We start from the raw sequence: 8,495 nt of genomic DNA on the forward strand, positions 1-8,495 counted from the left end.
TTCGCAGCGAGGAAGTGGGGCAAAAAACTCTCGATATGGAGCGTCAGGCAATCCAGGCCATGATGCACTTCACCAGCAAAAAGCTAAACCAGGATGAACGCCTGGGCGTTATCAAATCTGAACACCAACAAATTTTAAAATCCCGCTCCTACACGCCAGAGCAGTTAAAAATAATCACGGAGTCACAACGTCCGCAAAATGCACTTTCTACGCAACTTGCACACGCAGCGGGTTTACGTGGTCACGAACTTTTCACGCTTCGCCGTATCGAGGAAAGAGGGGTAAGCGATCGCCCTGCATTAGCTGAAAAATTTCAAGGTCGAGAGGGTGAACGATATACCGTGCAAGGCAAAGGCGGATTAATTCGAGAAGTACGCATACCGACACACCTTGCAAACCAGTTAGAAGCACAGAGATTGCCCGAGCCAAAACACGTAACAGACCGAACTATAAATTACGTACAACATTACAAAATCAGCGCTGGACGCGCTTGGGCTGCATCATTTAGTCGTGCATCTGAAAAAAAACTAGGGTGGAGCGAAGGTGCTCACGGAGTTCGACATAGCTATGCCCAAGAACGCATGTACGAGCTTCAAAATTCAGGCATAAACCGAGATAAAGCGCTTGAAATTGTTTCTCAAGAAATGGGGCATTTTAGACCTGATATTACGGAGACTTATTTACGATGAACTGGCGAACTATCCTCATGTTAATCTTGCTTGCAGCCCTTGGGGCTGGCGCTTGGTGGCTAAATGGCTTCATGGAAAATCAAGGCTGGGTTGTTGTTGAAAATCAAAAATGGGTGATTGCCGGCACAGGCTGGGAAACGTTGAAATATGCGTGGCCTGTTGCCGTTATCGGGGTGTTGATTGGCGGTGGAATATTTTACGTAATTTTGGGTTATCTGTACCTAACCGCAACAGAGGCCGATCATGAAAATGAAATAGCCCGTATAAACGCCCAGAAAGCACTCTCAGACGATAAAGCGGAAAAGGCTCAAATACGTGCGGATAACTCAATAAAATCCGACAGAGAAGCGCTGAGAGCGCAAGAAAGGCAATTAATGGAACGAGAAGAAAGGTTTAAACGCCTTGAAGCTGAAGCCGTTAAACGTGTTCAAGTCGCTGAAGAGCGTGTGAAAGAGGCGGAGAAAACCGCAGCCAAAGCGAATACTAAAAAACAACGGGCTGAAGGCGCTATGGCAAGGCTAAAATCTAAACCTCGGTAACTCTACGCTCACTATGGACAACGGTGGACGGGCAAGCCGCCCACACGTTGACACACAGCCGCTATTTTAGATCACCGGTTAACCAACTCTGCGCTCCGCGCTCAATAAATTTTTTACTTAATAGTTAACGACTATGAGGGCGAAGCCGCAGCGAGGAACGAGCGATAACCCAGCGGTGTTCAACGCAAAAAACAATGTGACAACGCGATCACAAAAGGATCAGCAGATCCGATCCCCCTTCGTGCCCTGATAAACCAATTATGCAAGACCTGTAAGCCACGCTAACGCATTTTGTTTACTCCAATGATTCAGGTTTTGTCTTGCTCTTGAAAAAGCTCTGAGCGAAGCGAAGGCATTCTTGGGGTATGCCGGTACGAGCGAAGCGAGGGGAAAGGCCGGCAGGGGCAACGCCCCTAAGAGGGGATTTAAGCTCAAATTTCACTTAAATTTTTAGGTTATCCACAGGTGTTTTCCTTTTTAATCTCTCTTGTTTATTAGATCTCTTGTTTTTAGCACCTCTACAGGCCACGCCAACAAAGGGCTGTAGAGGTTAAGGGTGTACAGATTGACACGCTAAAGCAGTTTAAAGGTGTACAGATTGACACGCTAAAGCAGTTTAAAGGTGTACAGATTGACACGCTAATTCACAGCTTGAGGTGTACGGGTTGACACTTGTTACACCTTTGCTTAAGGTGTAACAAAACAACATTGGTACACCTTTATGAATAACATGTCTGTGACAAAGTCAAATACCTTGGTAGATGCTAGCTATCAGCTGAATGTGCAAGCTCAAAAACTGGTACTGGCATGTCTGGGAAAAGTTGATTCACGCTCAGCAATACCCAAGGAAATGACGCTAACGGCACTTGAATATTCTGACTTAATGGGCATACCCAATGCGCGAAGAGACCTCTACAAAGCTGCTGACAGCTTATTTGACGCAGTGATCATACTGAAAGATGAGCATGAAGAAGTGAAACTCAGGTGGATTCAAAAAGGCGTAAAAAAATTAAAAGGTGAAGGCGCTGTCGTTATTACATGGACAGATGAAGTTCTTAAGTACATCAGTAGTTTACAAAATAGATTTACCACATACAAGCTGAGACATATCGCGGAGTTACAATCATCTCACTCAATACGCTTGTATGAGCTACTCATGAAGTTTAGCAGCACTGGTGAACGTGTTATCTATCTTGATGATTTCAAATCTGCGCTGGGAATTTCTGATAAGTATCCAACGTTTAAAGAGTTAAATAGACGAGTCATCAAGGCATCGGTTGATGAGTTAAACCAGAGAAGTGATTTAATAATCAGTTATGAAACAATAAAAAAAGGCCGCTCGGTCGCAGCCCTCTCATTTGAATTTAAAAAAAGTGCTCAGCTGAAAATGGACATTTAATTTTATAAATCAAATTTCTCCATTGTTTCCATTAAATTAAATGGTCTGTTTAGCTTTTCTAAATTTGAAAACCGTTCGCGTATACCTTCAGGTAAGACAAAATAATCAGCCTTAGTTCGTTCGTAAGCTAGAGGGATTGCCATAATCAATTGGTTATACTTTTCAAGTACTAACTGATCACTACTTTCTAAAGCCTGTAGCTTTGCAGAAAGTACAGTAAACAGCTCCAATTCATCATGCGTGCATAAGTCTTGAACCTTTGCATAATGATAAGAAAAAACAGTACTTAGTACATTCCAATCATCAGAAATATGCTTTACGTCATCTGGGGTTATAACTGCTTCTGTTTTCTGGCACTTTTCAAGCTTAATCTCATACGCTTTAATTGAGTTATGATATTGAATAGTAAGATAGTCTTTAAGAGTTTGCTCAGACGTATCCGCATATGTAAAAAATGATGCAAACACTGCAAAAAAATAAATTAAATATTTCATTTTGCAGCCACACAACCGTTGTATACGGCCTTCCAAAATTGTCTTTCTTTGCTTGTTTTGGCTCTAATAGCTTGAAGGCCTGATATCGTTTTTATTGTTTGTCTAGCAATACTAGGGGAGTCTCGTAATGCCTTATTAAAAGAATTAAAATCTGTTTGAGTAAGATTATAATGACTTTTTATCATACCATTACCAGCAAAAATATTTGCAAAGGTACCAACTACAATTGCAGAGCTAAGCCATTGATTAACACCTTTTATTCTTCTTATTTCTTTTACTGCCAATTTTCCACGCTCAGAGAATTCTAAGTCACTAATATCAGGGCATATCATATTTAACTCCTTGTTATTTACTTCCATTAAAAATAAAAACTACCATAAAATTTATTTAAACTGTTAATTAAATACCCTCACTGCGATTTGTCACCGTACTAGCCCATGTTATATATGTTCCTTAACGAGCTCACTGTGATTTGTCACCTTACCAGTGTGAAATGACGTTGCACTTCACGACTGATTTTTCTTAGATACCCACACAGGAAGTTCTAAATTATTCCCTTCAGCGAGCCACTTTTCGAGGGCCTCTTTTTTGTCTGCAGGGGCGTGATCTTCCCCCTCTAAATTAGCATAAATCTGACGTGTTTTTTCACTCTCTAAATCCGCATTAATTGCATCGCATAATTGCGTGATGTCATCTTTTTTCGGTGTCATTTTTCGCTCCTTTTTGCACCCGATTTAGGGGGTGCACGAACCACAATTTTAGCGCAGCGTTTAAAAATTGTGTAGTGAGTCCACATATATTAATCTATGTTCACACTCCCCCGCACCGAGTCACCGATGAATTTTGTTATTTTGCGAACACAGAAGTTAAAATCCAAGGGCGCAATTTGCCGCTCAACAAAGCATGCTTTTCGTGAGCAAGACACGCCCAACGCAGACCCCAAATTAACGCCAGAAAATACGCATATCGGCGCACAAAGTTCGGATGAAGCGATGGCGGCTGTCAATGCGCGTTTACCGGATAAAATTCGTAAAAATGGCGTGATGGCCATCGAGTATTTGATCACCGCCTCCCCAGAAGCGATGACCGCCAAATCACGCAAAGACCAGGATAATTATTTTCATGATTCGCTCGCCTGGCTTAAAGCAAAACACGGAGCTGAAAACGTGGTGTATGCGGGCATTCATCGGGATGAAAAAACACCGCACATGTACGCCTATGTCGTGCCCATTGACCCCAAAGGAAAATTAAACGCACGGCACTTTTTGGGAGGCGCTAAAGCGCTGAACGCCATGCAAACCGATTTTGCGCAACAGGTGGGTGTTAAACATGATTTTCAACGCGGCATTGAGGGCAGCAAGGCAACCCATCAGCGAGTTCAATCGTTTTATGGGCAGATAAATCAACCACAAGCACCGCTCACGGTGGACAAAGAACGCAAAGTTCTCAAGAAAGGCGTTTTCAGTACCACGGTGGAATCCGATGAGGAATACCAAGCCCGAATTATCCGCGAAGTGAACAAACAGATCCAACCCAGCGTTGAGAAAGCCCGTTTAAGCGCCTCAGAAACGCGTAAGCGGCACGAAATGAGTAAAACCCTAGGAAATGTATGCGAAGACTTGAAAAAGGCTCAGAATTCGATACAGGCGCTTTCAAGGCACTTTGACGGATTGGATAAAAATCAGGTCGCTGAGGTGATCAAATTAACTGAATCGCTTAAACGTCAGAATCAAACCCATGGGGCGATTTGTAGTCGTTCCAATAAAAATAAGGGCTACAGCCGATAATAAGCGACTATGAGGGCGAAGCCGCAGCGAGGAACGAGCGATAACCCAACGGTGTTTAACGAAAAACCAGCCTAACAACGCGATCACTAACGGATCACCCGATCCGATCTCCCTTCGTGCCCTGATAAACCAATCATGCACGACCTGTAAGCCACGCTAGCGCATTTTGATTGCCCCAATGATTCAGGCTTTGGGTTGGCGCTCAACGAGCGTTTAAAATCAACTCTGAGCGTAGCGAAGGCATTCTTGGGGTATGCCGGTACGAGCGAAGCGAGGGGTAGGGCCGGCAGGGGCAACGCCCCTAAGAGGGGTTAGCACCCCGAAAATTTTAAAATCCGTTATCCACAAATTTTCGCCGAACTTACCTTTAAAGACTTTATGTATAACTTAAAAGACTTTAAAGACTTAGGAGGTGAGTTAAGGTAATGAAAAATATAATAAATAATTTTTAAAGGTGTGCGTCTACCGAGTTAAAGGTGTGCGTCTACCGAGTTAAAGGTGTGCGTCTACCGAGTTAAGGTGTGCGTCTACCGAGTTAAAGGTGTGCGTCTACCGAGTCATGTGGATAAAAAACTATCACTTTTGCACAGGTGTATATTGACAGTATTATTACTACACCATTACTATGGGTGTGTGGTTTAAGCAATACAAGTACACCTATGGAATTAATCAACGTATCAAATAAAACGAAAGTTCGCCATAAAACTGATATCAACAAAACACTGTCTAAAATGCCTTTGTCATCTAGGCGCGTTTTATTTATGGCCATAGCTCAGTTGGACTCTAAAAAAATAGTAAAACAAGGCCAAGTATTTCGCATTTATGCAAGTGAGTACGCGAAAATAGCTAAGCTAGAAATGAATACAGCCTACGAGCAACTAAAATCCGCCACGCTGGACTTACAAAAACAAATAATAGGCATTCCTAAAGATCAGCTTTTGTCCCCCATAGCTCGGCAAGGAGAGCGGCCTTGGAAAAAGCCAACAGGGAAAGGTATTCGTATGCTTAACGTTACCGAATACTGCGACTATGAAGACGGGGACGGTTACGTAGATATTAGCTTTAGCCGTCAAATGGAGCCGTATATTTGCATGATAGAGGGTAATTATACAACTCAAGTACTGATATCAAGCGCACGACTTAGAGATACAAATGCCAGTAACCTGTATCAGCTCATACGTCAGAAAATAAGCCAGAAGAAAGACCGTTTTTTTGAAATTACCGTAGAAGAACTTAAAGAAGAGCTGGGGCTTTATACAATAAAAGATAAGGAAAAAGTTTATTCTTATCCGTTATTTAAAGAGTTTAATCGTAGTGTCATCAAACAAAGCATAGACACTATTGAAGATACTACGGAAATAAAGGAAATAAACGTTGAAATTATCGAAAGAAAGCAGCGTAAAGCAACTAAATTAAGATTCTCTTATCGAGTAGATGATCAAATGAAATTTGAAGGTTTTTAATTTAAAAACTCGACTAAATCCCCCCAATTGGACACCATGCTTATGATATTCAACTTGTTTTTTTTGCATTTTTTCAACCCATATCCCGCTATATAAACACTATTGCAATACTTCAATATTGCTTATTTGTCAGTGACTTACAGTGAATCACGGCTTGTACTTAAAACTTTTTCGGAGTATCTTATGCTTTAGTTAATCAAAAAAGGTCGCTCTGTTGCAGCACTTTCATTTGAATTTAAAAAAAGCGCTCCATTAAAAAATGGATGTTTAATGTTATCGAACTTGAAAAGCGGAGCTCTCGTGTCTAATTCAACGCCTTTTTTTCCACCATTAATCATTGCGAGTAAAGTATATGAGTTTAAACATTTAGAGCCTTTTACTATGAACTTTCATAGTAATAAAGCAGCTAAGAACCTGAGAGTTAATGTAAGGTTTAGTAATCACTGTTTTACTCATTCTCCAGTTCTAGAAGAAACATATTCACCTGATTTTCTCTTACCAGATCATGCAGGCCGAGAAAGGGTTTTTTGTCCAATCAGATATAACCTTTCTCATTCTCTTGAGGAACTGGTAAAAGGTCTTAACGACCCTAAATGCAAAGTTTATCAAACTGCGGCGCGAAGAAACTTCAATTACTCGATACAAATAGAGGATCCTGCAGGACCTTATCACCTTTTCTTTGAGGTATCTAAAGCCACTGGAGAAAAGAAAAAAATGCAGGATTTGAGTTTGTTCGTAGAAAGTGCATATCCGGAATTGCCAGTGGGTGATGCCCCAAAACTCTTAGGAAGAATCGGATTTCAATTGCTTTGTACGAATATTTATTTAAATAAGCCAACTTCTACGAAGCGGTAAACAAAAACGGGTGCCTTTCGACACCCGTTCTATTGAATGGGGGTGGTGCTAACCAAGTTAACACCCTATCCGGCCACCACTTAACGATCAGCCTTGCGCTGATACGGCATTGCCGCTGGGAAACGCTCTCTCATCCGGTCGGTCGTCTCGATAGTTAAATATTATATTTAACTACTATTAAATATAATACTAGAATTAAAAATAACATCAAACATATTTGTTGTTTTATCTTTATTATATTCAACTAAAGCCCCCCAATTGGACATCATAAGCATGATGTCCAATTGGGGCTTTTTTTTGCATTTTTGCAACCCATCCCCCCGCTATGTACACACTCGCTTAGGCTCGTAAACATAGCGGGGGTATGGTTTAAGCTTAATTCACGCAAAAAAATACGAGCAATATAAATTTATTTGACGAATTTAAACTCATCACATATATTAATTCTTGAAAATAGAGTTGTGCCTTTAGCACACCTGCTACACCGGATACAGGTAAACGATCCGAGGTCTAGCTCTCTGCTAGGTTCTAGTTACCCCGCTAGCGCAACGCGAAAATGGGAGGCCTGATCACCATGTCAGGAAATAGTCATCCACTAGCGAAAATCGAAATAGGAGATCAACGATGCAAAACGTAAAAGCCACTTAACCGGTGTAAAGGTCAGTGATTCATCCCACTTAAAATACGATGCGGAATAGACTAGAGAAGTCTGAATCTTCGCTCCGTTATGCGTAAATCAGGCTAATAGGCATTAAGTTGTCGCTACTGCTGGTTTAACAGGCAGTTGTAAGTTCTTACAAGGAAAAACATGAAACCAATGAAAGTACCGTCTGATTTCGATGTGAACGCTGAAATTTCCAAGCTTAAAACGCAAACCAAAGCGATAAGAAAGCGCTGCTACACTCAACGTAAATCAAAATTAGACCCATACCACGGTGAAATAATCCAACTGCTTAATGGTGGTTCGAGTGGCGCGGAAATCCGTCGCTGGTTACTAGGCCTGAATGTCGAAGTCTCCCCCTCTACGCTTTCCCGTTGGATAGAGCGGAATCATAAAAATGGGTAAATTTGCCAAAAAAGATCCCCTTGAGGTAGCTCAAAAACAAGCTGCTAATGTGATGAAAACCATTCAAGGTAAACACATACAATCTGTTGGTACAGTCAGGAACTACGAAGAAGCGCTGTCCAGAGTCGCACAATATGCAAACCGTGAATTATCTATCGGACTACGTGAAATCACACCTGAACAAGCGGCACAATATCTTGAAA

10 protein-coding genes and 1 pseudogene are annotated in these 8,495 nt (G+C 41.5%); 8 read left to right on the forward strand and 3 right to left on the reverse strand.

The genetic code is table 11. The features are described 5' to 3' along the window. From ACT3S9_RS19815 to ACT3S9_RS19825, 3 genes are all read left to right on the forward strand, one after another. The coding region (locus tag ACT3S9_RS19815) for a site-specific integrase (protein WP_444751170.1) at window positions 1–689 on the forward strand (689 nt) is incomplete at its 5' end. Window positions 690–706: 17 nt separating this feature from the next. Next, window positions 707–1,228, forward strand: coding sequence for a hypothetical protein (locus tag ACT3S9_RS19820; protein ID WP_444751171.1), 522 nt, complete (start codon window positions 707–709; stop codon window positions 1,226–1,228). Window positions 1,229–1,949: 721 nt separating this feature from the next. Continuing rightward, a complete protein-coding gene (locus tag ACT3S9_RS19825; RefSeq protein WP_443489398.1) occupies window positions 1,950–2,627 on the forward strand; it encodes a replication initiation protein in 678 nt (225 codons plus the stop codon). Window positions 2,628–2,629: 2 nt separating this feature from the next. On the opposite strand, the gene ACT3S9_RS19830 is transcribed toward ACT3S9_RS19825, so the two are convergent. The 3 genes from ACT3S9_RS19830 to ACT3S9_RS19840 all read right to left on the reverse strand — a co-directional run bounded on the left by ACT3S9_RS19830 (window position 2,630) and on the right by ACT3S9_RS19840 (window position 3,831). Continuing rightward, complete coding sequence (locus ACT3S9_RS19830; RefSeq protein WP_443489399.1) at window positions 2,630–3,121, reverse strand: hypothetical protein; 492 nt, start codon at window positions 3,119–3,121, stop codon at window positions 2,630–2,632. Beyond that, window positions 3,118–3,480: a hypothetical protein gene (locus ACT3S9_RS19835; protein ID WP_443489400.1), complete on the reverse strand. Its 363-nt coding sequence runs from the start codon at window positions 3,478–3,480 to the stop codon at window positions 3,118–3,120. Before ACT3S9_RS19835 ends, ACT3S9_RS19830 begins: the two co-directional genes overlap by 4 nt. A gap of 147 nt (window positions 3,481–3,627) precedes the next feature. After that, window positions 3,628–3,831: a hypothetical protein gene (locus ACT3S9_RS19840; protein ID WP_443489396.1), complete on the reverse strand. Its 204-nt coding sequence runs from the start codon at window positions 3,829–3,831 to the stop codon at window positions 3,628–3,630. A gap of 126 nt (window positions 3,832–3,957) precedes the next feature. Here ACT3S9_RS19840 and mobV point away from each other — a divergent pair, with 126 nt between their 5' ends. From mobV to ACT3S9_RS19865, 5 genes and pseudogenes are all read left to right on the forward strand, one after another. After that, a complete protein-coding gene (gene mobV, locus ACT3S9_RS19845) occupies window positions 3,958–4,908 on the forward strand; it encodes a MobV family relaxase (protein ID WP_443489397.1) in 951 nt (316 codons plus the stop codon). A 659-nt stretch (window positions 4,909–5,567) separates the two neighbouring features. After that, window positions 5,568–6,371, forward strand: a complete 804-nt coding sequence (locus ACT3S9_RS19850) for a replication initiation protein (RefSeq protein ID WP_444751172.1) — start codon at window positions 5,568–5,570, stop codon at window positions 6,369–6,371. A 300-nt stretch (window positions 6,372–6,671) separates the two neighbouring features. Further along, on the forward strand, window positions 6,672–7,226 hold the full coding sequence (locus ACT3S9_RS19855) for a hypothetical protein (RefSeq protein WP_444751173.1): 555 nt from the start codon (window positions 6,672–6,674) through the stop codon (window positions 7,224–7,226). 817 nt (window positions 7,227–8,043) lie between these two features. Then, window positions 8,044–8,292 carry a hypothetical protein gene (locus ACT3S9_RS19860; RefSeq protein ID WP_444751174.1) on the forward strand — a complete coding sequence of 83 codons (249 nt, stop codon included), beginning with the start codon at window positions 8,044–8,046 and terminating at the stop codon, window positions 8,290–8,292. Beyond that, window positions 8,285–8,495 (forward strand): annotated as a pseudogene (locus ACT3S9_RS19865) (site-specific integrase); the annotation flags it as partial. The gene ACT3S9_RS19860 and the pseudogene ACT3S9_RS19865, both read left to right, overlap by 8 nt.

The sequence above is a fragment of the Pseudoalteromonas sp. AOP31-A2-14 genome (genome assembly GCF_052378035.1).
Taxonomy (GTDB): domain Bacteria; phylum Pseudomonadota; class Gammaproteobacteria; order Enterobacterales; family Alteromonadaceae; genus Pseudoalteromonas.

What these genes read in the sequence shown, in the direction of transcription:
- ACT3S9_RS19835 (WP_443489400.1), bottom strand. Translation starts at nt 3,480, where the DNA reads ATGGAAGTAAATAACAAGGAGTTAAATATGATATGCCCTGATATTAGT.
- ACT3S9_RS19820 (WP_444751171.1), top strand. Translation starts at nt 707, where the DNA reads ATGTTAATCTTGCTTGCAGCCCTTGGGGCTGGCGCTTGGTGGCTAAAT.
- ACT3S9_RS19830 (WP_443489399.1), bottom strand. Translation starts at nt 3,121, where the DNA reads ATGAAATATTTAATTTATTTTTTTGCAGTGTTTGCATCATTTTTTACA.
- ACT3S9_RS19825 (WP_443489398.1), top strand. Translation starts at nt 1,950, where the DNA reads ATGAATAACATGTCTGTGACAAAGTCAAATACCTTGGTAGATGCTAGC.
- ACT3S9_RS19860 (WP_444751174.1), top strand. Translation starts at nt 8,044, where the DNA reads ATGAAAGTACCGTCTGATTTCGATGTGAACGCTGAAATTTCCAAGCTT.
- ACT3S9_RS19850 (WP_444751172.1), top strand. Translation starts at nt 5,568, where the DNA reads ATGGAATTAATCAACGTATCAAATAAAACGAAAGTTCGCCATAAAACT.
- ACT3S9_RS19840 (WP_443489396.1), bottom strand. Translation starts at nt 3,831, where the DNA reads ATGACACCGAAAAAAGATGACATCACGCAATTATGCGATGCAATTAAT.
- mobV (WP_443489397.1), top strand. Translation starts at nt 3,958, where the DNA reads ATGAATTTTGTTATTTTGCGAACACAGAAGTTAAAATCCAAGGGCGCA.